This window comes from Sagittula stellata E-37, from assembly GCF_039724765.1.
Lineage (GTDB): Bacteria > Pseudomonadota > Alphaproteobacteria > Rhodobacterales > Rhodobacteraceae > Sagittula > Sagittula stellata.
In genome coordinates, this window is record NZ_CP155729.1 from 3,066,020 (window position 1) to 3,088,031 (window position 22,012).

Genomic DNA, 22,012 nt, shown 5'->3' on the forward strand with positions numbered 1-22,012 from the left:
CTGGACGATGAGTAGCATCCAAATGGGCCCTCCGCCCCCTGCGTACATCGCGCAGCGATACTGACGACTTTCTAATGAGAAAATGGTGCGATCGAAAAGACTCGATTTTGGAAAAGCTTAGGACGTGTTGACAAAAGGGATTCACAGTTCGGGCTGATCGTGATTCAAGCTGGTATCTGCGATGGAGACCCGCTTGGCACGAGACCTGATGTCGGACGAGGAATGGGCGTTCTTTGAGCGTTTCATCCGGACAGTCCGCGCCCCGAACGGGCGCAAACCTACCAACCACCGGCTAGGTCATGTTGACAAATGGCGCACCCAAAGGCGTATCGACGTGATGTCGATGAAGCCCAGGAAGCTCTCCGCAGTTTTGTCGTAGCGGGTGGCGACGCGGCGGGCGTTCTTCAGCTTGTTGAAGCACCGTTCGACCAGGTTGCGCAGTCGGTATAGTGATCGGTCCACGCCAACGCGCTTTTTGCGGGACTTGCGCATTGGAATGACCGGCAGGACATCCCGTTTGTCCATGGTTTCCCGAATGCTGTCAGCGTCATAGCCTCAGTCGGCCAGCAGGACGCTTGGGGTCGGCATGTTGTCCGCCATGACCAGATCGAAGCCGAGATAGTCGAAGGTTTGCCCCGCGGTTATCTCCGTCCTCATGGGCAGCCCTGCTGCATTGTCGAGGAGATGGATTTTGGTCGTGAAGCCACCTCTTGAGCGGCCAAAACCCTCTCGCGGAGTCCCCCTTTAGCGCCCGCTGCCTGATGAGGGGCGCGAACCACGGTGCTGTCGATCATTTGCAGGGCGTGCGGGACCGCGCCGCTTTCGATCAGGGCGTCCATGATCTGCTCCCAGAGCCCCGGCAGCGTCCAGCGCCGGAACTGGCGGTAGATGCTTGACCACTTGCCGAACTCTTCCCGCAGATCGCGCCAGGGAGACCCCGTGCGCGCGATCCAGAAAATCCCATCAAGAACTAGCCGGTGGTTGGTAGGTTTGCGCCCGTTCGGGGCGCGGACTGTCCGGATGAAACGCTCAAAGAACGCCCATTCCTCGTCCGACATCAGGTCTCGTGCCAAGCGGGTCTCCATCGCAGATACCAGCTTGAATCACGATCAGCCCGAACTGTGAATACCTTTTGTCAACACGTCCTAAAGTGAATCCTCATCGCTGATATGTGCAACAAGCCCGCACTCGATCCCCGTGCTTTGGCACCAGCTCAGCACCGCCAGCCACGTCAGCTCGGTTCCGTTGCCCGAGACCACCATCGCCGGTCGGCCACGCTGCATGATCAGCCCATCGAGTTCTCGCACGGCGCGCAGGCCGGACAGCGAGGTGTCCGCCACCAGCGCCAGGCGTTCCCGGCCATAGTCGTCGACCACGACCAGAACCCGGAAGCGGCGGCCATCCGGCAGCGACGTCGCGACACGAGCGACCAAGCGCTTGGCACCTCTGCGCCGCCGCATGTCCGCTCAGAGCCCAAGGTGCCGGATGCTGCGCTGTGAACGAAGGTCGACTATTGCTCGGCGTTGTTGCACAACCTGAGCCGATAAGGATTCACAGACCGAATCCAGCAAGTAAGTAGGGCGGCATGCCGAAGCCTGCACCTACCCGCTTCCGCACGACGAACTGGTCCGCCTACACTGCCGCGCTCCGCAAGCGCGGTGAGGTGCTGATCTGGTTCGACAAGGACATGAGGTGGCGCGCGCCGCACGACGGTCGCGCAGGCAGGCCACCGGTTTTCTCCGATGCGGCGATCCAGTTCTGCTTGTCCACTTCCCGGCAGGGTATTGCACAGCAATGTCCCGAGAGGGGATCAAAGTTCTGATCAGGCTTCCTCTGCGACAGACCGTAGAGATGGTCGCCGGGCTCGTGCGGCAGGCGGGGCTCGACTGGCCCGTTCCGGACGCGTCCACGCTCTGCCGCCGGCAGAATACCCTGGCGGTGCAGATCCCGTATCGGCGTGCCGATGGCCCGCTGGATCTGCTCGTGGCCTCTCGGGACATCGCTGCGTGATGCCCTGCCAGATGACAGACAGCACCGGCATCAAGTTTCTCGGCGATGGTGCCCTCTCATGGTTTGCAAGCAAACCATTGCCGGGTCCTAAATGGCAGGCTCGCAAGCACGGAGTGCAGGGTCCCTGCCAATGGCGAAAGGGTCATCTCGCCATGGACCCTGCCACCTCCGACATCCGGGCTGTAGAGTTCACGTCACGTCGGGACGGGGACAGCCCTCTCTTGCCCGAACTGCCCCCAGGTGCCACAGGGGGAACCTATCGGCACGGTGACGGCCGACGTTGCCTACGATACCCGCCGCTGTCACACCGCCATCCTCGAACGCGATGCCGCTCCGATCATTATGATCCGCAAGAACGGCAAACCTTGGAAGGACAACGGCCCGGCGGCCCGCGTCCGGAACGATACCCTGCGCGCCACGCGCCATTAAGGCAAGGCGTTCTGAAATCTTTGGACGGGCTACCATCTCCGAAGTCGCATCGGGGCGAAGGTGCGATGCTTCAAAGCCTTCGGCGACCGGATCGCTGCGATAGTTCCCGACAGACAAACCGCCGAAGTTCAAATATGCATCGCCCTCATGAACCGCTTCTCAGCCTTCCGCACCACCAAGATCGTGCGCGCCTCCTGACATCAAACGGGAAAGGGACAGGTGCGTCTGAGGTAAATGTTCTGCAACAACGCCGAACGCAGGACATCGTTGACGCCGGATCTGATCTTGCGCAGCGGATGCCGGAACGGGATGCGCTCCTCACGATCGACGTAGCTGGACAGCGACCCCGTTCCCTCGTCCGAACCGCGCATCGCCACCTCCGTCATACCGTGGTGCCGGTGGCTCATGATCTTCGATGCGCGTCGCGACCGGAATTTCTCAGCAGCCTGCCAGAAGGCACGCCCCCGTGGAAGGGTCCGCGCCGGGAGGGCGCGAACCTGCAGATGTCAAGCGCGGTAGTCGCTGCCCAGCCCTTCGATCGAGCGCAAATGGGCGTCCCACTCAAGTTGCAGGTCGCCGTCTTCCTCGTTCATCTGCGCGTATTGCCCGTGGACATGCGCAGCGATGCTGTCTTCCACCATGCGGAGCGGGCGCCCCGAGGATGTCGCTGCCACCTGGATCTCGCAGGACCGTTCCAGATAGAACATGTTGGAGAACATCTCGGCCGCAGACCGCCCGGTTGCGATCAGCCCGTGATTGCGCAGGACCATGACCGGGTGGGTGCCAAAGTCTGCCACGATGCGCGCGCGCTCTTCGAGGTCGAGCGCGATGCCTTCGAAATCATGGTAGGCTGTGCGATTGTGGAATTGCAGCGAAATCTGGTTGAGCGGCAGCAGCCCCTCCTCCATGCAGGACACAGCCACCCCTGCGCGGGTGTGCGTGTGCATGATCCAGGCTGCGTCATGCCGGTGCATGTGGACCGCCGAATGGATGGTAAACCCCGCCGGGTTCACCCGGTGCGGGCTGCCGTCAACCTTGTTGCCGTCTACGTCGATCTTGACCAGCGACGAAGCGGTGATCTCTTCCCAGCGCCAGCCGTAGGGGTTGATCAGGAAATGCCCCTCCTCGCCCGGCACGCGGGCGGTAATATGGGTGTAGATCAGATCGGTAAAGCGATGCAGCGCCGCCAGGCGGTAGCAGGCGGCCAAGTCTTCGCGGGTCTGTTTCTCTTCGGGAGACATCTTGGGTCCATTCCTCAATTGCGCTGGCCGACAGAGCCGCCGGCACCGGGCGCATCGCGCCCGGCATGGGCCGCAGCCAGGGTTTCGAGCGCCTCCGCCACCGCTGGCTCCGGCAGGCAGGCGCGACGGGTGTTCAGATCGGTGTGCAGCATGAGCGTTTCGATGGTGGCCGCGAGGCTGCCGTCTTCCTTCAGAATGCGGTGAAAGAGCTTCATCTTCTTGCCTGCCCCTTCGAGCACCTGCGTGGTCACCGTCAGCACCGCCCCCCGATGCACTTCGCCCAAGTACCGAATGCGGGTGTCGACGGTGAAAAAGCTCTTGCCGCTGGCGACATAGGCATCGTCGGCGCCCACCAGCTTCATCAGGCCGTCGGTGGCCCAGGTGCCAAGTTCGAGATAGGCGGCCTCGTTCATGTGACCGTTATAGTCGGTCCAGGTCACCGGCACGGCGCGGCGCTGCGTGACCGGCAGCCCGTCGATCTCGCCGTCGGAGTCCAAACTCTCCTCATGTGCGGTGATCACGCCCCCTGCGCCGCTGCCCGTGCGGCGCAGCCCCCGCAGGATGGCGACGAGGTTGTCGTCGCGCAGGGTTTCCATCCGGGCGATGGTCATATGGCCGGACTGCGCGTCTGACTGGTCGCTGATGGCCTGCACCAGCGCGGCGTCGAGATCGGGCACATCGGTCAGCCTGGACCACGGCCAGTGCAGCGACGGGCCGAACTGCTCCATGTAGCTGGCCATGCCGGCCTCGCCGCCTGCCAGGCGATAGGTCTCGAACAGGCCCATCTGCGCAAGCCGCAGGCCGAAGCCCATGCGCATCGCGTCGTCGATCTGCGCGGTGGTGGCGATGCCGTCCTTGATCATCCACAATGCCTCGCGCCAAATCGCTTCCTGAAAGCGGTTGCCGATGAAGGCATCGATCTCGGCATGCATCTCCAGCGGGGACATGCCGATGGACTGCACCACGGGCAGAGCCTTGGCGCGCAGCTCCGGCTCGCCGGTGATCTCCGCCAACGGCAAGAGGTACACCGGGTTGAACGGATGGACCACGACCACCGGCGCTCCGTTCGCCGCAAGGTCAGACGCCTTGAAACCGGAGGTCGAGGAGGCGATGAACCCACCCTCGGGCAGATGCGCGGCGATCTGGTCGTAGACCTTGTGCTTGAGCTCCAGACGCTCGGACACGCTTTCCTGCACCCAGTCGGCGCCCTGCAACGCGTCCACGAGGCTGTCGCAGAAAGTCAGCGCGCCCTCGGGCGGCAGCGCCCGGTCGTAGAGCGCGGGAAGCGAGGCGCGGGCCCGGTCGAGCACCGCGCCGATCTTGCGCTCCGCCTCCGGATCGGGATCGAACACCGCGACGTCCCAGCCGTTCAGCAGGAACCGCGCCGCCCAGCCGCCGCCGATGACGCCACCCCCGATGATGGCCGCCTTCTTCGTTGTGGGGGTCATGCAGGCACCGGCATGTCACGCTTCACGAGGCCAAGCTGGTCGCGGACCTCCTGCGGGCCCATCAGCGCCGCCCCCATGTTGGCAAGGATGTTCGCCGCCTTCTCCACCAACTGCGCATTGGTCGCCATGACCCCACGTTCGAGATAGAGGTTGTCCTCGAGGCCCACCCGCACGTTGCCCCCGGCCAGGGCTGCTGCGGCCACATAGGGCATCTCGTCCCGGCCGAGGCTGAACGCCGACCAGGTCCAACCGGCGGGCACGTTGTTGACCATAGCCATGAACGTGTTCATGTCCCCCGGCGCGCCCCACGGGATGCCCATGCAAAGCTGCACCAGCGCGGGATCGTCCAGCACACCTTCCTTCACCAGCTGCTTGGCGAACCACAGGTGCCCGGTGTCGAAGGCCTCGATCTCGGGTTTCACGCCAAGCTCGGTCATCATCGCGCCCATGGCACGCAGCATCTCGGTGGTGTTGGTCATCACGTAGGTGCCATCACCAAAGTTCATCGACCCGCAGTCGAGCGTGCAGATCTCCGGAAGGCAATCGCGGATATGCGCCATGCGCTCGGTCGCGCCCGCCATGTCGGTGTTGGCCGTGTCCAACTGCATCGGGGTCTCGACATCGCCGAAGGTCAGATCGCCCCCCGTCCCGGCGGTGAGGTTCAACACGACGTCCACCTCGGACGAACGGATGCGGTCCGTCACCTCGCGGAACAGCGCCACGTCGCGGCAGGGCGCACCGGTCTCGGGGTCGCGGACGTGGCAATGCACCACCGCGGCGCCCGCCTTGGCTGCTTCGATGGCGGCCTCGGCGATCTCCTTGGGCGAGCGCGGCACGTGCCGGCTCTTGTCCTGCGTGGCCCCCGCCCCGGTGATGGCGGCAGTGATGAAAGGCTTGCGGTTCATCTGAAGGGTCATGGGATCTCCTTACCGGCCCTTCCAGACCGGATCTCGTTTTTCGGCGAAGGCGCGGGCGCCTTCCTTCTGGTCCTCGGAGCGGTAGAGCTTTTCCACCGTCTCGAACTGGCTGGCGTTGATGCGGTTGAGGGCGTCCTGGAACTTCATGTCCTCGGCCTCGCGCGCGATCTCCTTGATGGCGGCAAAGACCAGCGGCGGTCCGGCGGCCAGCTCGTCGGCCATCTTGCGGGCCTCGGACATGAGATCGGCGGCGGGGACGATCCGGTTGACCAGCCCCCAGCAATGCGCTTCCTCGACATCGAACCAGCGCCCGGTGAAGAGCAGCTCCATGGCGATGTGATAGGGAATGCGCTTGGGCAGCCTCAGCGTCGCCGCATCGGCCACGGTGCCCGACTTGATCTCCGGAAGGGCAAAGCTGGCGTGATCCGCGGCAAGGATGATGTCGGCGCTGATCGCAAGCTCCAGCCCGCCGCCGCAGGCGATGCCGTTGACGGCGGCGATCACCGGCTTGTTGAGACCACGCAGTTCCTGCAATCCGCCGAAGCCGCCCTTGCCATAGTCGCCATCGGCGCCCTCGCCCCCCGCGGCGGCCTTGAGGTCCCAGCCGGGGCAGAAGAACTTCTCGCCCTGCGCGGTAAGGATCGCCACGCGCAGCTCGGGATCGTCGCGGAAATCGGTGAAGATCTCGCCCAGCTCTCGCGAGGTCGCCATGTCGATGGCATTGGCCTTGGGCCGGTTCAGTGTGACTTCGAGCACCGCGCCGCGGCGCTCGGTCAGAACGTTCTGGGTCATTCTTCCATCCTGATCAGGGCATCCGCCGCCACCGCGTCCGTCGCGCGGCAGATCAGCGGATTGATTTCGATTTCGTGCAGCGCACCGGCGTGCTGCTGCACCAGCTTTTGCAGTGCCATCGCGGTGTCGATGACCGCGTCGACATCGGCCCCGGCACGGCCCCGGTAGCCGGTCAGCAGCGGCGCGGTGCGCAGGCTTTGCAACGCCGCCGCGATGTCCTCGCGTGTGGCCGGGATCAGCACCGAGGCGGTGTCGCGGATCAGTTCAGTTAGGATCCCGCCAAGCCCCAGCGTCAGCACGAAGCCATGCGCCGCATCGCGCGTGACGCCGATGATCAGCTCGGCCACGGTGCCGGTGATCATCTCTTCCACGAGAAAGCTCTCGGCCGGCATCTTCGCGGCGGCCTCGGCCACCGCCTGCGCGGTGGCGAGGTTCAGCACCACCGCCCCGGCCTCGGTCTTGTGAGCGATGCCCTCGCCTTTGAGCACCACGGGAAAGCCGATCCGCGCGGCAGCCTCGGCAGCCTCGGCCGGATCACCGGCACGGGAGGCGCCAGGTACCCGCACGCCGAAGCTCTTGAGCAGCGCCTTGGCCTCGGCCTCGGAGAACACCCGCGCAGCGCCATGTCCATTCACCGGCAGGGTCACCGGGTCTGGACGGGCGTTGCGGCGGTCCGGCGCGGTAACGGCGGCGCGGATCGCCCGCAGCGCATCTCCCATACCACAGAGCGGGACGATCCCCATGGTCATCGCCCTTTGCGCCACCGCCTCGGGCAACCCCTCGGAGAGCAGCGAGACCATCGCCATCGGCGTGCCTGTGATTTCGCGGGCCTTCGCAACGGCACGCAGGACCTGATCGTAATCGGGCGCCTCGAACCGGTCGTTGCGGGGGTAGTCCAGCACGACGCAGCCAAGCCCAAGCTCCGCCGTGCAGAGCGCCGTGAAGGTCGCCGTCAGCGCGTCTTCGTCGCCCCAGATATAGGTGTTGTAATCCAGCGGATTGGCGAGCGCGACCTTGGGGCCGAGCACCGCGCGCAGGCCGGTTTTCTGCGTATCGGTCAGCGCCGGATAGGTGACCCCCGCGATTTCGCCCATATCCGCCATCAACGACGCCTCGCCTCCGGAACAGGAGGCCGAAGCGATGCGCGACGACCGTAGCCCGCCGGTCACGTGCAGGATCTTCAGCGTCTCGACCAGCTCGGTCGGCGTGTCCACCTGTGCGATGTCCAGCCGCCGCAAGAGCGCCCGCGCGCCCGCGTCCGAGCCGGTGAGCGAGGCCGTATGCGACACCGCCGCCGTCTGCGCCTGCTCGGACGCGCCGACGCGCAGCGCGACGATGGGCTTGCCCAGTTCGGCGGCACGGCCGGCCAGCGCTTCGAAGGCAGGCAGATCGCTGATCCCTTCGATGTGCAGGCCAAGCGCGGTGATGCGCGGATCTTCAAGCAGCGCAATGCCGAGATCCGACATCGAGGTCTGCGCCTGATTGCCCGCCGCGACCACGGCGGCGAGCGGCAGGCCGCGCCGTTGCATGGTCAGGTTGATGAGCACGTTGGAGGACTGGCCGATCACGGCCACGCCGGACTCGACCGGTGACATTCCGTGCCGGTCGGGCCAGAGCGCCATGCCATCCAGCGCATTGACGATGCCATAGCAGTTCGGCCCCAGAACCCGCATCTCTCCGGCCGCGTCTACAAGCTGCGCCTGAAGCGCGTCGCCATCGACAAGCTCGGACACCGCCTCCGAGAAGCCGGCGGCGAAACAGACCGCGCCACCGCATCCCATGGCGGAGAGCTCGCGCGCCATGGTCACCGTCAGCTCCCGGTTGACGCCGATGAAGGCCGCGTCGGGCACCCCCGGCAAGGAGGCGAGGTCCGGATAGGCGGGCACCCCGCCGACCTCCGATTTCTTCGGATGCACGGGCCATATCGGCCCGGCAAAGCCGGTGGCACGGCACTGGCGCACCACCGCCTCGCACCAAGCGCCGCCACCGATCACGGTGACGGCCTTCGGCGAGAAGAACCGGCTTAGCGGCGACATGGCTCAGGCTCCCAGCGGCCGGAAAATCTCCCGGCTGATGATGTGGCGCTGGATCTCGGACGTGCCGTCCCAGATGCGCTCCACCCGCGCGTCACGCCAGAAGCGTTCGATCGGCAGTTCGTCCATCAGACCCATGCCGCCGTGGATCTGGAGGGCCGCATCGGTGACGCGGGCAAGCATCTCCGAGGCATAGAGCTTGGCCGAGGCGATCTCGCGGTTTGCGGGCAGCCCCTGGTCGAGACGCCAGGCGGCGGCGAGGGTCAGCCAGTCGGCGGCGTCGATCTCGGTGATCATGTCGGCGATCTGGAAGCTCACGCCCTGGAACTTGCCGATGGGCTGGCCGAACTGCTTGCGTTCGGCGGCATATTGCACCGCGTGGTCATAGACCCGGCGCGCCCGACCGACAGAGTTGGTCGCGACGGTGATGCGCGTGGCATAGAGCCATTCGTTCATCACGTCGAAGCCGCCGTCGACCTCGCCCAGCACCTGCGCGTCAGACAGACGGCAGTTGTCGAAATAGAGGATGCTGTTCTGGTAGCCCCGGTGCGACACGGAATTGTAGCCGCGCGCGATCTCGAACCCCGGCGTGCCGCGATCCACCAGGAAACAGGTGATGCGCTTCTTGGGGCCGCGCGGGGTCTCATCGACGCCGGTGGCGACGAAGACGATGACGAAATCCGCGTGCTCCGCGCCGGAGATGAAGTGCTTGGAGCCGTTCACCACCCAGTCGCCTCCGTCGCGCACAGCCGAGCATTTCATGCCCCGCACGTCGGACCCGGCGTCCGGTTCGGTCATCGCGAGCGCATCCATCTTCTCCCCGCGCACCGCAGGCATCAGATACTTCTCGACCTGCTCGCCCTCGCAGGCCATCAGGATGTTCTGCGGGCGCCCGAAGAAATGGGTCAGTGCCATCGAGCCGCGGCCAAGCTCGCGCTCGACCAGCGCGAAATCGACGTGGGACAGGCCCGGGCCGCCGACGCTCTCGGGGAAGTTCGAAGCGTAAAAGCCCAGGTCGAGGCACTTTTGCTTGATGTTCTGCGCAATCTCGGCGGGCACCTCGCCGGTGCGCTCGACGAGCGCCTCGTGCGGGTAGATCTCGTTCTCGACGAAACTACGGACGGTGGAGACGATCATCTCCTGTTCTTCGGTCAGTCCAAAATGCATGGGTCACACTTTTCTTTTGTGCGGAAGGTCCGGGGTGGGTTCGGTCCACGCCCGGGCTGCGGGCGCGGGAATGGGGCGGGATCAGCGCAAGCTTTCCTTGCGCATCAACATCGCGGCGCGGATGACGACCAGCAAGGTTACCACGCAGATCAGCAACACCGAAAGCGCGGCGATCGAAGGATCGACATTGTCACGCAGTCCCATCCACATGCGGCGCGGCAGGGTGATCGTCTCGACCGAGGTGACGAAGAGCGTCACACCGATCTCGTCCCAGCTGAGCAGGAAGCACAGGAAGAACGCGCCGATCAGGCCGAAGCGGATGTTGGGGATGATGACTCCGAAGACGCGGGTCGGCACGCTTGCCCCCATCGACTGTGCGGCAAGGTCCATACGCCGGTCGAGCTGGCTGAGCGAGACCATGATCACCACCACAGCGTATGGCACGACCATGACCATGTGCGCCAGCACCACTCCGCCGAGCTTGTCGTAGGCGATGATGTCGTTCCAGCGGGCCATCTTGTTGAGGAAGAAATACAGCGTCAGCGAAGACACCACGGGCGGAGCCATCATCGGCAGCAGCACGAAGCCGGTCATCAGCCCCGCGCCGCGCGGACGCAGCATCCAGATGCCGATGCAGAAGGCCGCCGCCAGCGCCACCGCAAGGAAGCTGGCCAGAACGCCGACCTGCACCGATGTCAGAAGGCTCTGCCCCCACTCGGCATCTTCGAAGAGCGCGGCGTAGTGCCGCCAGGACCATTCGCCGTTCGGCAGGGACAGGTAGCGCCGCGACGTGAAGCTGACCGGGACCACCGCGATCAGCGGCATCAGCAGGAAGACCGCGACGAGGCCCGAGAGGAGCGTGGCGATGACGCCGGGACGAAGCCTGTTCATTTCGCCATCTCCCCGTAGCGGCGCATCAGCACGTAGAGGATGCCCCCGACCCCGAGCATCAGCACCACGCTCATCGCGGCGGCCATGCCCCATTGCGGGATCTGGAAGATCCAGAGGTAGATCAGTTCCGCCACCAGCACCGACTGTCCACCGCCCAGCAGCGCGGGCGTCACGTAGAAACCGATGGAGAAGACGAACACGAGCAGGGTCGCGCCCAGGATGCCGCTGGAGGTCATCGGCAGGAAAACCTGCCAGAAGATCCGCAGCCGCGATGCGCCCATTCCGTCGGCTGCGGTCAGCACGCGTTCATCGACGTTGCGCATGGCCGTGGCGAGCGGAAAGACCGCGAAAGGGATCAGGTAGTGCGACATGCCGACGACCACGGCAAACTCGTTGCGGGTCATCTGGATGGCGCTGTCGATCAGCCCCATGTCCTGCAGCCACGTGTTCAGCAGGCCACGGTTGGACAGCATCGACAGCCAGCCGAACGCGCGGCTGAGAACCGAGATCCAGAACGGGATCATGATGCACAGCTCGGTGATAGAGCGCACCAGCGGCGAGCCCCGCACCCAGAGCAGTGTGATGACATAGGCGCAGCTTACCGACACGGCGGTGACCATCACGCACAGGCGCAGGGTCCGCCAGATGACGCCAGTGGGCAGATCCTCGGTCAGCACGCGGCTGTACTGGGCCAGCCCCGGATCGGGGTCGGTGAAGCTCAGCTGCACGATCCCCAGGAACGGCAGCAGGTAGCTGACTCCGAGAAACAGCAGCACGGGACATATGAGAAAGAGGAAGGCGCGCATGGGGTCTCCGGTCCGCCGCCCCGGTCAAGGGCGGCGGTCGTTGAAAATCAGGCGGAGGCGTCGATCAGGCCGAGATGATCTGAAGATAGGCGTCGAGCGCGGCGCCGTAGTTTTCTTCGTACCAGTCGGTGTCCAGAGCGATCTGCTTCGGCAGGTTCTCGGGATCCATCGCATTGAAGCGGCGCTCGTCTTCGGGGATCAGCGCGTCGGCGGCGGGGTTCGACGGCGCGTTGCCCAGCATCTGGAACAGCACGACCTGGCGCTCTGGCTCCTGCGTGGCGGCGATGTAGCGCATCGCGGCCTCGGTGCCGCCCGGGTTGTCCTTGAGCACGCCGATGCCGCCCGGGCCGATGATGCCATCCTGCCAGGTGAAGGTGATCTCGCCTTCGGTATCCTTGTGCAGCAGGCTCGCGCGGGTATTCCAGATCAGCGCCATCGACACGTCGCCGTTCAGCAGCAGCGACTGGCTTTCCGCGCCGCCGCCCCAGAAGGCGCCGATGTGCTCCTTGAAGCCATCGATCTTCGCATGGGCACGCTCGAGGTCGAGCGGATAGAGGTCTTCGGGCGCGACGCCATCAGCGAGCAGCGCTGCCTCCCACATGCCCGCGCCCCATTTATACATGGACCGCTTGCCGGGGAACTTCTCGGTGTCGAAGAAATCTGCGATCGAGGTCGGCGGCTCGTCGAACCGCGTCGCATCGTAGGCGATGACGTAGCTGTAGAAATAGCACGACGAGCTGTATTCCCAGCCGAAGCCCTCACGCTGCTTGGCCTTGTCGACGATGTCATAGTCGATGGGCGTCATCAGCCCCTTACGCCCCAGCGCCTGCGACGAGAACGGGTCCGCATCCACAAGATCCCAGGTCGGGTTGCCGCCCTGTACCTGCGCGGTGATCGCGCCCTCGGTCGGGCCGGAGCCGTCATAGAGCACCTCGATACCGGTCTCTTCGGTGAACGGCGTACCGAAGGCTTCGTCCATCGCATCGAGCGCATCGCCGCCCCAGTTGACAAAGACCAGCCGGCCCTCCTCCGCCTTCGCCGCGCCCGCGCCAAGCGCGGTGGTGCCCATAAGAGCCGCAAAGCCCTGCAGCATCTGGCGGCGCGAGATTTGCCCCTTCGCGGCGCGCTCTTTCAGGATTTCCACGAGGTCGTTCTGAAAATGGGTGTTCATTGGTCTCACCTGTTTGTTTTTTATAAGGGTATCGTCGTCCCGAAGCGACCTGCGCCGCGGGTCGGGGATGTGTCGTGTGACCGACGTCAGATGGCGAAGCTGTCGCCGGTGTGCCATGCCACACGAAGTTCGGTGCCCGGATCGGGAGGCGGCACTCCGGGACCGTTGTCGAAATAGAGCATCAGCTCTTCACCCGTCTGGGTTTCCAGAAGCAGCCGGGATTTCGAGCCGAGATAGACCCGGTCGCGCATCGTTACCGGCAGTTGGTTGGTGTCAGTGCCCGTGGCAAGGCGCATGTGTTCGGGGCGGATCGCCAGCGTGTCGAAGGCACCCGCATTGGTGGGCAGCTCGATCGGCGCGCCGGAAAGACCCGCAAGCGACAGGATGTTGATGTCACCGAGGAATTCCGCGGTGAAGCGGTTGGCGGGGCGCTCGTAGACCTCGGCCGGTGTGCCGATCTGTTGCAGCTCGCCCTGATTGAAGATCGCCACGCGGGACGACAACGCCAGCGCCTCTTCCTGGTCGTGGGTGACGAAGACGAAGGTTGTACCCAGCTCTCGGTGCAGGCGGCGCAGCTCTTCCTGCATCTGCCCGCGCAGGTTCTTGTCGAGGGCCGAGAACGGCTCGTCAAGCAGCAGCACCTTGGGCTCGTAGGCCAGCGCCCGAGCCAGTGCGACCCGCTGCTGCTGCCCGCCCGAAAGCGCCTTGGGCTTCTTGTTGGCGTGACCGTCGAGGCCGACCATCTCGACCATCTGCGCGACGCGGTCGGCAATCTGCGCCTTGCCGCGTTTCTGCACCTTCAGCGGGAAGGCAATGTTCTCGGCCACGGTGAGATGCGGGAACAGGGCATAGCCCTGGAACACCATGCCGAAGCCGCGCTGGTTGGCAGACCAGTTCGTCATGTCCTGCCCTTCGAGAAGCAGCTGGCCCGATGTCACCGGCTCGTATCCGCCAAGCAGCGTGAGAAAGGTGGTCTTGCCCGAGCCCGATGGACCGAGCAGGGAGAGAAACTCGCCCTCCGAAACCCCGAGGGAAATATCCCGCAAAGCGTGGAACTTCCCAAATTTTTTTCCGACCGAACGTGCTTCGATCTGCGTTGTGTCTGACACAATCGCCTCGCTCTTCATTCCTGTCCGTTGTGGACCAAGGGTGCGGGGCGCAGAGCCGAACTGCAAATGAAACTCATTCAGAGGCGTGACAAATTTCTTTTGTCACGCCCTCTGGGAGGAGCTGAGCCGGCTAAATTCAACTTTTGATTTCAACCACTTATGGAACTCTTCAACAATGGGATTTTCGAGGTTTTCCTTGGGCGTGCAAACGAAATAACCTGTGCCCGCGTGCAAGGACGCTGAAAACGGCCGCATCAGACGCCCGTCTCGCAGGTCCTTTCCCCAAAGAACCGTGTCGCCGATGGCGATCCCCTCCCCCGCCAGAACCGCCGTATGGACGATGTTCATGTCCGAGTAGCAGATGCCGCGCCGGGCATCCTCGGCCGGCAACCCCGAGAGGGCCATCCAGCCCTCCCAGTCGGTGAAATCGGTCATGTGCAAAAGTGTCGCCTGCTGCAAGATGCGCAGATCGTTGAAGCTCTCGAATCGGCTGAGATAGGCAGGGCTGCACAGCGGCGTGAACTCAACCTCGAATAGTGGCTCGGTCCTAAGGTTGGCGCGCGACTCTTGCCCGAAAGTGATGAAGGTGTCGATCTCGGGATTGGTGGTGTCTGCCATCTTGTGCGAGCTCAGCACGGTCACCACCACGTCGGGATGCTCGTCGATGAAATCGCCCAAATGCAGACACAGCCAGCCATCGGCAAAGCCGGGTGTGGCGCTGATCGTCAGTGACCCGGTCAGCCCCTCCTGCGCCACCCGCGCGGTGGAGGTGGCGATCATGCTGAGCGCACGGCGCACGTCCTCGGCATAAGCGCGGGCGCGGGGCGTGATCTCGGACTTGTTGCCGCTGCGTTCGACGATCTTGAAACCGAGATCCGCCTCGAGCAGCCGCAACTGGTGGCTGATCGCGCTGCGAGTAACGTTCAGCTCGGCTGCGGCGCGCCAGAGAGCACCGTTGCGAGCGACACTCTCGATGGCACGCAGCGCCTGAATGGAGGGGTAGCGTTTGATGATAGGCCTCGCGCTTGGATGCCCCCGCTGGATACACCGGCGGGGGCCTACATGCGAGCGCTCAGAGCGCAGGGAGCTGCGACTTGAGAAAGTCGAAGTGCCGTTCTGCCATTCCGGCATAGGCCCGCCAGCCATCGGCGGTGTTCTGCGCCACTGCGTCTGAGAGCACCGCAAGCGGTTCTCCCGTTGATCGGGCCAGGATCAGCGTCTGTGCCGCCTTCTCGAAGAAGTAGAGATCCTCGAAGGCCGCCGCGACAGTCTCGCCGGTAACGGTGACGCCATGGTTGCCCATCACCAGCACGCTTTTGTCGCCCAGCGAGTCCGCCAGCCGCTCGCCCTCTTCCTCGGCGTCGGCAATGCCGCCGAAGTCGAGATCATAAGCGGTACGCCCGTAGAATCGCGCGGTGTTGTTGTCGATCGGCACGACGGTCGGGTCCTTCAGGCAGGCCAGCGCCGTTGCGTAAGGCGAATGCGCGTGCAGGATCACTTTTGCTTCGGGTTTCTTGCGGTGCAGCGTTCCATGCACGCACCAGGCCGAGGCGTCGGGCGAGCCCTCCCCCTCGATCACCCGCCCGTCGCGGGCGTCGATGCGCAGCAGATCCTGCGGGCGGATCGACGCGAAATGCTGCCAGCAGGGATTCAGCAGAAACTCGTGTTCGCTGACGGCAGCGCTGAAATGGTTGCCGACCGACTCGCTCCAGCCCATCTGGTGGCAGATGCGGAAGGCGGCCGAGAGATCCTGGCGCAGGGCGGCAGTCTCCCCGGCGTTGCCGGTCATCTGGGTCAGGTCCTTCATTTGAAACGCCCCTCGCTCACCAGCGCGCGGTAAGTGGACCGCATCTCGGCCCGGTCGGTGTAGGTGCCGCGCAGGTAGCGGTCACCGCTTTCGGCGGTATAGGCCGCGCGGCCATGCACGATGCGGTGGTTGTCGAAGACCATGCATTCGCCGGCCTTCATCATGAAGGTCATCATATACTTCTCTTCCTGAAGCATCTTCCCGAAGCGGCAGAACGCCGGATACCAGCGGTCGAGCAGCTCTTGATCCAGATCTGAGATGTCCAGCATGTGCTGGCTGATGGTCAGACCCGAGACCTCACCGTGCTGGTCCAGCTCGATGATCGTCTGGCGCGAGCGCATGTCGTAGGTGTCGTGCTCGCAGAAGAAGGGCACCTTGGTTTCCGCGAGCAGCTTGAACCCCTCGGGATCACGCGCGCGGAAATCGTTCGCCACCGCAACGCCGTCGGCATAGAGGCTGTAGCCGCCCTCGACCGTGTTGGCGCGGCAATGCAGGAACTGCACGCCGGGGGCATGTTCTTCGGCGGGGGTGTCGGTGTGCAGCTCCAGCGCCGAGGCGGTGTAGGCGGTGTTGGTCGGGTTGATGTGAGTCTTTACGTCGAAGTAGTCGCCAAAGAAGGTCGGGCGGACCCGTCCGATCATCTCGGCAGTCTCGGTAAGACCCTCGTCGCTATCCGGCATGTCGGTGAGGATCACGAAGCCCTTGACCAGCATCGCCTCGATCCACTTGGCGCGCAGCTCCGGATCGGCCTTGAGCGCGGGCTGACTGAAGCGCGGCACGTTCGGGTAGTGATCGCCATACCATGCCTCGCGGGCGAGGTCGGCGGGATCGGGGCGGCGCTGCGGTGTCTTGTAAGCCTCGAGCCATGCCAGCGGGAAACGGGACACGTGGTTTTCGCTTTCCCAGGTGATTTCCAGAACATCGCCGGTCACCTCGGCGGCCTTCGCCTTGGGCGCGGTATCGAGGTGGAAGATGTCGAAACTGCGCTCGCGCGTGGCGCTGTTGAACGAGCTGGGGCAGTTGTCGCGCAGCCAGTAATAGTTGAAGTAGTGAGCCTCTCCGTCGGAGAGGAGGATTTCAAGGCCCGTGTCCTTGAGGACCGGGGCAGCCACGGGGGAGGTCATGACATTCATGCGTGATACCAGATCTTTGGAGTGAGTTTGGAGGATTCTGCAAACAAGCATTCCACGCCTTCCTTTCCGCCAAAAGCCGGATTAGCGTGAAGATAACTTAAGCCACGGATTAACTTGATGGACCGCCTGCCCCCACTGCGCCTGCTGACCACATTCGAGGCCGTCGCCCGGCATGGTTCGGCGCGGCTCGCCGCCGCCCGGCTCAACGTAAGCGCGTCCGCGGTGAGCCAGACCGTCAAAGCGCTCGAGGATCATATCGGCACCTCTCTCTTTGATCGCGGCACGCGTCCCGCGCAGCTGACAGAAGCGGGCGAGCTTCTCTCGCGGGCGGTACGTGACGGGCTGGGACAGATCGCGGCCGCGCTGGAGGACATCCGGGCACTCAGCGGGCAGGACGGAGCCCAGTTGACAGTGTCGTGCACATTGGGCATGGCCACCTATTGGTTGATGCCTCGCCTACCTGATTTCTACGCCGCGCACCCGGATGTGACCGTGAACGTACAAGCTCCGGCAACCGACCTGCCGCACCTGTCCCCCGGCGTCGACGTCGCCATCCGCTACGGCACCGGCGGCTGGAGCGAGGGCACGACAGTGAAACTGTTCGACGAACGCGTTTGCCCGGTGGCGGCACCCCAGCTGCTCGAAAGCCTTCTCGAAAAGGGGGTTGAGCTCGATACGGCACCACTCATTCACGTGCGCAGCCCGCACAACCAGCATTGGGCCGGCTGGGAGGAATACCTGCGCACCCGGCGGATCGAACGCAGCCGGCTGTCGGGGCAGACCTTCAACAACTACGTGCAGGCCGCGCAGGCGGTACTGGACGGGCGCGGTGTCATGCTGGGCTGGCGCTCCATTGCAAGCGGTGCGGTCCGCGAGGGCGCGCTGCGCATGTGGCCAGACGGAGAGCTCGATCTCGGCACATCCTACTACGTGACCGGACCTCGACGCCCGTCGGGCCCCGCGCTGGCCTTCCTGGAATGGATCATCGGCAATGAGTGAGCTGCCGCCGGCCGCCAAAGCTGGCAGCGCGGCTTCAACTTGCGCAACGAGCACGGCGTCCGCCTTGGACAGATGGTTTCGTGCCGAGGTCATGAGCAGCGCGATCCTGCGGGCGGGCGGGCATTTCCCGTTGCCGGCCAGCATCGCGTTCTCGGCACGGCGCTGCCGCGTGGCCCATTCACCAACCACGCGGAGGCTACCGCCGAAGCCCGAGGTGCGAAGTCGGCGCCAGAGCTCTGTGGCATTGCGACACCCGCCGACCCAATCTTCCTCCAGCCGAAGTAACCAAGGGGTCAGGCCGTTTTGGCGCACCCGGAAGACATCGTCGCGCTCGCCACACACGATCTGGCGGACGAGGCCACGGCTCAGCCCTGTCGTCCGCACGATGCGCTTGACCGGAACACCTTCGCTGGTCATGCGCCCGACGGTTTCGTTTGTATGTTTTCGGCGCTGGAAACCGTCGTATTGCAGGCGCTCGGCCCCGGTGAGCAGGGCGGGATCGAGCTCCGACGCCCCAACAGCGCGGCGGATCGTCGGCATGGACCGTCGCACCGCCGCCAGAAACGCCACGCTGACGGTCTCGAGGAGGTGCCAGCGATCCGCCACCTGAACCGCTTGCGGCAAGGCGCGCGTGACGGCACCGCCATTGCGATCGCGGGCGACGACCTCGATCTGGGGCTGGCTCCTCAGCCATGTCTCGATGGTCGCCGGCTCCCTGCCCGGCGGCGAGCCGGATCGATGATCCGCCGCCGCTCGAGATCGCAGATCAAAGTGCCGTAGCGCTGGTCCCGCAACCAAGCCCGGTCGTCGATACCGATCACCCGTGGCGCGCTAACCGGCTGTCTCATCGCAATGCGGACGCTGCGCAGGAAGGGAAGGTGTCCTTGCTCACTGGCAGGAGCAGTCGTGCGGCCAAGGCCTGAGCCGGCTGCCCACCGAGGGCGAGGCCAAGATGTCGGACCAGGTCTTGCAAGCGCCCTGTCCGCCGCGCGTAGGGCTGAGCAATTGCCGGCGAGAACCGCTCCGCGAAGATCCGTGTCCGGCACAAAGGGGACCAGCACCGAAAGCGCCGAGCAGACAGAACAAGCCTGACTTGCCGCCCATGTGCCGGCAGATCCGCAAGACGACGCTGGTAGTGGCTATGAACGCGTCGAGAAATCTCGCCGCATCTTGGGCAGGCGGCTGTTCCGCCGACCGGGCGCACATGGATCTGCACCCTATCGTCAACCAGCTCGACCCGGTCCGCCTTCAACCCTCCGGGCAGTAACGCCCGTCGATCCATTCCACATGCCATGGGCAAACTCCCGCGAAGATCGCCCAAATGTAGCGAGGCAAGGCTTCATCTGCACCAAATATGCGTCAGACCCAAGATTGCCTGCCGATTGACACAGTGCACCAATGTCTGCCCTTTCGGCTGCAGGCAAAAACGTGACAAAGCCCAAAGTGGCCCCTGCTTTTCGACTTTCCAGCAAACAATCAGGGTCAGACGCTTGCGTTTTCAATTCGCTTTTTCCGGGCCATGATGAACGCTGTGACCGCGTCACGATAAGTGCGGTATGTGTCGAGATCAGAAGGATAGTGCCTAGGTTCAGGACCCATTGATTTGGTTGAGCGAGCGTGATTCACCGTTCGAAAACGAGCGGTGAACATGTCTGATCTCTACTGGTTGAGCGATGCGCAGATGGCGCGTCTGGAGCCTTACTTCCCCAAGTCGCACGGCAAGCCCCGGGTTGATGACCGGCGCGTTCTGAGCGGTATTATCTTTATCAATCGCAATGGATTGCGGTGGCGAGATGCGCCAAGGGAATACGGCCCGCACAAGACACTCTACAACCGCTGGAAGCGGTGGAGCGATAGAGGCGTCTTCGCCCGGATCATGGCCGGGCTGGCGGGCGAGCATGGTGAGGAGACGACCGTGATGATCGACGCAACTCATCTGAAGGCCCATCGCACGGCGTCCAGCCTGGGCGTGAAAAAGGGGGGCGTGGACGGCTGATTGGCCGGACGAAGGGAGGCATGAACACGAAGTTGCACGCCGTCTGCGACAGCCATGGCCGGCCCATCGACCTGTTCCTGACTGCCGGCCCCGTCAGCGACTACATCGGGGCGCGTGCGCTGGTCGGCGGGCTGCCAGACGTGAAATGGCTGCTCGGAGATCGCGGCTACGATGCCGACTGGTTCAGAGAAGCCTTGCAAGACAAGAAGATACGCCCTTGCATCCCGGGCCGGACGAAACGGAAGACGCCCGTCCCGTACGACAAGCGCAGGTACAAGCGTCGCAACCGGATCGAGATCATGTTCGGCAGGCTCAAGGATTGGAGACGGGTGGCGACCCGTTATGACCGATGCCCAAAGACCTTCTTCTCAGCGATCGCACTCGCTGCGACCGTGATCTTCTGGCTTTGAGAGAGAACGAGTCCTGACCCTAGAACCAGCGCTCCAGTTCCTGTCAAACCCTTGGAAGCTATGGGAATCGGGCCACATAGAATTGCGCAAAATAATGCTGAAACTAGCCCTGTCAGACCGCTTGGCATACTGCCGGAATACAGGCCCCAGAACCCCGCCTTTAGCCTTTCCATTCAAGGCTCTAGGGGGTCAAAAACAGACTGAATTCTGTTTTGGTGCGGTCGAGAAGACTCGAACTTCCACGGGTGTTACCCCACAGCGACCTCAACGCTGCGCGTCTACCAATTCCGCCACGACCGCACTGTCTTGACTTGGTGACGCGCCTCTTAGCGAAGCCCGTCAGCAATGTGAAGAGGAAAATTGCATTGCCATTCGGACAGTTTGCGCGAGCGGCCGACAGGTCTCCGGTTCCGGCGGATCTGCGCCCTGTCCGTCTTGTCCGACGCCCGTGTCCGGGGACCCGACACATCCCCTTTGCGTTGCGCTTTAGCCCGATGCGCATTACCCCGAAATTTGTGGGAGGCGAGGGCGTCGCCCGGACAACAGGCATGAGGGAGACGGGGCGCAGAGGTCCCGGCAGGCGCATGGTGGAATGGAAGATCAGTGACGGGCTGACGTCCTACGAGGAAGCGCTCGCCTTCATGGAAGCCCGCGCCGAAGCCATCGCGCGCGGCGAGGCCGAGGAATGCGTCTGGCTGCTGGAGCACCCGCCGCTTTACACCGCAGGCACTTCGGCCAAGCGCGAGGATCTCAAGGACCCGGACCGCTTCCCGGTTCACGCCACGCGGCGCGGCGGGCAGTACACCTACCACGGCCCCGGCCAGCGGATCGTCTACGCGATGCTGGACGTGGGCAAACGCGGCAAGGACGTGCGGCGCTTCGTGCAGGATCTTGAGAACTGGGTGATCGCGACGCTGGACACCTTCAACCTGCGCGGCCATATCCGCGAGGGCCGAGTCGGCGTGTGGATCGAGCGGCCCGACCGCCCCGCCCTGCCCGACGGGCGCATGGCAGAGGACAAGGTCGCAGCGATCGGGATCCGCCTGCGCAAATGGGTGAGCTTTCACGGTATTTCGATCAACGTCGAACCGGACCTGAGCCATTTCGACGGCATCACGCCTTGCGGAATCACCGACTACGGGGTGACGAGCCTTGTCGACCTCGGCCTGCCGGTGACGATGGACGACCTCGACGTGGCACTCAGGGAGACCTTCGATGAGGTCTTCGGTCCGATTCCGGTGAAGGCCGATGCCTGACGTCCGCCAGAGGACGCCTCAGGCCACGGCGCGGCCGCCGAACACATGCGGCACGATCTCGTCCCGCGTCAGGCCCATCGCGGCCAGATCGGCATCCGACTTGGCGCGCAGCGCCGCAATGGTCGCGGTGCGCTGACGATAGCGCCGGTCGAACGGCGTTTCGAAGATCCGGGCAAGGCGCTGGCGCAGCGAGCTGCCGGTCGTGTGAGCAGACATCATATCAACGGCAGTCATTGTACCCTCCTCATCCCAAACGTTGCATGGGCAATTTTGTTGCGTGGCAGTGAGACAATAAATAGACACTCCCACCCGAACCGACAGTCTGGAATGCCTGACCCCGCCCTCTGCCGCGTAAACCGATGCCCGTCCCGAAGGTGACGCCTGCACCACTAACAAA

19 protein-coding genes, 1 tRNA gene and 5 pseudogenes are annotated in these 22,012 nt (G+C 64.2%); 6 read left to right on the forward strand and 19 right to left on the reverse strand.

The window, feature by feature from the left end; genetic code table 11:
* Window positions 1-181 precede the first annotated feature (181 nt).
* Window positions 182-295 (forward strand): annotated as a pseudogene (locus tag ABFK29_RS14540) (IS5/IS1182 family transposase); the annotation flags it as partial.
* A gap of 2 nt (window positions 296-297) precedes the next feature.
* Here the strand turns inward: ABFK29_RS14540 and ABFK29_RS14545 are convergent.
* Both ABFK29_RS14545 and ABFK29_RS14550 read right to left on the reverse strand, forming a co-directional pair.
* Window positions 298-1,085, reverse strand: a pseudogene (locus ABFK29_RS14545) (IS5 family transposase).
* A gap of 105 nt (window positions 1,086-1,190) precedes the next feature.
* A pseudogene (locus tag ABFK29_RS14550) lies at window positions 1,191-1,403 on the reverse strand (IS3-like element ISMamg1 family transposase); the annotation flags it as partial.
* A 182-nt stretch (window positions 1,404-1,585) separates the two neighbouring features.
* Between ABFK29_RS14550 and ABFK29_RS14555 the strand changes: the two are divergent.
* Window positions 1,586-2,637, forward strand: a pseudogene (locus ABFK29_RS14555) (IS5 family transposase).
* A gap of 53 nt (window positions 2,638-2,690) precedes the next feature.
* Here the strand turns inward: ABFK29_RS14555 and ABFK29_RS14560 are convergent.
* The 14 genes and pseudogenes from ABFK29_RS14560 to ABFK29_RS14625 all read right to left on the reverse strand — a co-directional run.
* Window positions 2,691-2,810: pseudogene (locus ABFK29_RS14560) on the reverse strand (IS5/IS1182 family transposase); the annotation flags it as partial.
* A gap of 135 nt (window positions 2,811-2,945) precedes the next feature.
* Window positions 2,946-3,680, reverse strand: a complete 735-nt coding sequence (locus tag ABFK29_RS14565) for a class II aldolase/adducin family protein (RefSeq protein ID WP_005856101.1) — start codon at window positions 3,678-3,680, stop codon at window positions 2,946-2,948.
* A 14-nt stretch (window positions 3,681-3,694) separates the two neighbouring features.
* Window positions 3,695-5,128, reverse strand: coding sequence for a carnitine 3-dehydrogenase (locus tag ABFK29_RS14570; RefSeq protein WP_005856103.1), 1,434 nt, complete (start codon window positions 5,126-5,128; stop codon window positions 3,695-3,697).
* Window positions 5,125-6,045, reverse strand: a complete 921-nt coding sequence (locus tag ABFK29_RS14575) for a 3-keto-5-aminohexanoate cleavage protein (RefSeq protein ID WP_005856107.1) — start codon at window positions 6,043-6,045, stop codon at window positions 5,125-5,127. Before ABFK29_RS14575 ends, ABFK29_RS14570 begins: the two co-directional genes overlap by 4 nt.
* Before the next feature lie 9 nt (window positions 6,046-6,054).
* Window positions 6,055-6,837 carry a carnitinyl-CoA dehydratase gene (locus ABFK29_RS14580; RefSeq protein ID WP_005856108.1) on the reverse strand — a complete coding sequence of 261 codons (783 nt, stop codon included), beginning with the start codon at window positions 6,835-6,837 and terminating at the stop codon, window positions 6,055-6,057.
* Window positions 6,834-8,873 (reverse strand): acetate--CoA ligase family protein, encoded by a 2,040-nt coding sequence (locus ABFK29_RS14585; RefSeq protein WP_005856109.1) that lies wholly within the window; start codon window positions 8,871-8,873, stop codon window positions 6,834-6,836. The genes ABFK29_RS14580 and ABFK29_RS14585 overlap by 4 nt, the downstream gene beginning before the upstream one ends.
* A gap of 3 nt (window positions 8,874-8,876) precedes the next feature.
* Window positions 8,877-10,037: an acyl-CoA dehydrogenase family protein gene (locus tag ABFK29_RS14590; protein WP_005856111.1), complete on the reverse strand. Its 1,161-nt coding sequence runs from the start codon at window positions 10,035-10,037 to the stop codon at window positions 8,877-8,879.
* Window positions 10,038-10,118: 81 nt separating this feature from the next.
* Window positions 10,119-10,928 (reverse strand): ABC transporter permease, encoded by an 810-nt coding sequence (locus tag ABFK29_RS14595; protein WP_005856112.1) that lies wholly within the window; start codon window positions 10,926-10,928, stop codon window positions 10,119-10,121.
* Window positions 10,925-11,734 carry an ABC transporter permease gene (locus ABFK29_RS14600; RefSeq protein WP_005856114.1) on the reverse strand — a complete coding sequence of 270 codons (810 nt, stop codon included), beginning with the start codon at window positions 11,732-11,734 and terminating at the stop codon, window positions 10,925-10,927. The genes ABFK29_RS14595 and ABFK29_RS14600 overlap by 4 nt, the downstream gene beginning before the upstream one ends.
* Window positions 11,735-11,798: 64 nt before the next feature.
* The gene (locus ABFK29_RS14605) at window positions 11,799-12,905 is read right to left on the reverse strand and encodes an ABC transporter substrate-binding protein (RefSeq protein WP_005856116.1); all 1,107 of its coding nucleotides are present in this window, start codon (window positions 12,903-12,905) and stop codon (window positions 11,799-11,801) included.
* An 86-nt stretch (window positions 12,906-12,991) separates the two neighbouring features.
* The gene (locus ABFK29_RS14610; protein WP_005856118.1) at window positions 12,992-14,032 is read right to left on the reverse strand and encodes an ABC transporter ATP-binding protein; all 1,041 of its coding nucleotides are present in this window, start codon (window positions 14,030-14,032) and stop codon (window positions 12,992-12,994) included.
* 84 nt (window positions 14,033-14,116) lie between these two features.
* Entirely contained in the window at window positions 14,117-15,160 is a 1,044-nt protein-coding gene (locus ABFK29_RS14615; protein ID WP_332306596.1) for a LysR substrate-binding domain-containing protein, read from the reverse strand.
* Window positions 15,087-15,821, reverse strand: a complete 735-nt coding sequence (locus ABFK29_RS14620; RefSeq protein ID WP_005856122.1) for a class II aldolase/adducin family protein — start codon at window positions 15,819-15,821, stop codon at window positions 15,087-15,089. The genes ABFK29_RS14615 and ABFK29_RS14620 overlap by 74 nt, the downstream gene beginning before the upstream one ends.
* Window positions 15,818-16,945 carry a TauD/TfdA family dioxygenase gene (locus tag ABFK29_RS14625; protein ID WP_232281514.1) on the reverse strand — a complete coding sequence of 376 codons (1,128 nt, stop codon included), beginning with the start codon at window positions 16,943-16,945 and terminating at the stop codon, window positions 15,818-15,820. The genes ABFK29_RS14620 and ABFK29_RS14625 overlap by 4 nt, the downstream gene beginning before the upstream one ends.
* A 126-nt stretch (window positions 16,946-17,071) precedes the next feature.
* Between ABFK29_RS14625 and ABFK29_RS14630 the strand changes: the two genes are divergently transcribed.
* Both ABFK29_RS14630 and ABFK29_RS14635 read left to right on the forward strand, forming a co-directional pair.
* Window positions 17,072-17,953, forward strand: coding sequence for a LysR substrate-binding domain-containing protein (locus ABFK29_RS14630; protein WP_005856124.1), 882 nt, complete (start codon window positions 17,072-17,074; stop codon window positions 17,951-17,953).
* A gap of 303 nt (window positions 17,954-18,256) precedes the next feature.
* A complete protein-coding gene (locus ABFK29_RS14635; protein ID WP_040604173.1) occupies window positions 18,257-18,733 on the forward strand; it encodes a hypothetical protein in 477 nt (158 codons plus the stop codon).
* 64 nt (window positions 18,734-18,797) lie between these two features.
* Here the strand turns inward: ABFK29_RS14635 and ABFK29_RS14640 are convergent, their stop codons facing one another.
* On the reverse strand, window positions 18,798-19,247 hold the full coding sequence (locus ABFK29_RS14640) for a transposase family protein (protein ID WP_083803407.1): 450 nt from the start codon (window positions 19,245-19,247) through the stop codon (window positions 18,798-18,800).
* 354 nt (window positions 19,248-19,601) lie between these two features.
* Here ABFK29_RS14640 and ABFK29_RS14645 point away from each other — a divergent pair.
* A protein-coding gene (locus ABFK29_RS14645; RefSeq protein ID WP_085983406.1) for an IS5 family transposase occupies window positions 19,602-20,359 on the forward strand; the annotation gives its coding sequence in 2 pieces (ribosomal slippage) (window positions 19,602-19,923 and window positions 19,923-20,359; 759 coding nt in all).
* 213 nt (window positions 20,360-20,572) lie between these two features.
* Here ABFK29_RS14645 and ABFK29_RS14650 read toward each other — a convergent pair.
* A tRNA-Leu gene (locus ABFK29_RS14650) sits at window positions 20,573-20,659 on the reverse strand.
* A gap of 284 nt (window positions 20,660-20,943) precedes the next feature.
* On the opposite strand from ABFK29_RS14650, the gene lipB reads away from it, so the two are divergent.
* Window positions 20,944-21,615 (forward strand): lipoyl(octanoyl) transferase LipB, encoded by a 672-nt coding sequence (gene lipB / locus ABFK29_RS14655; RefSeq protein WP_005856128.1) that lies wholly within the window; start codon window positions 20,944-20,946, stop codon window positions 21,613-21,615.
* A gap of 18 nt (window positions 21,616-21,633) precedes the next feature.
* Here the strand turns inward: lipB and ABFK29_RS14660 are convergent, their stop codons facing one another.
* Complete coding sequence (locus ABFK29_RS14660; RefSeq protein ID WP_040604174.1) at window positions 21,634-21,849, reverse strand: hypothetical protein; 216 nt, start codon at window positions 21,847-21,849, stop codon at window positions 21,634-21,636.
* Between the last annotated feature and the right edge of the window lie 163 nt (window positions 21,850-22,012).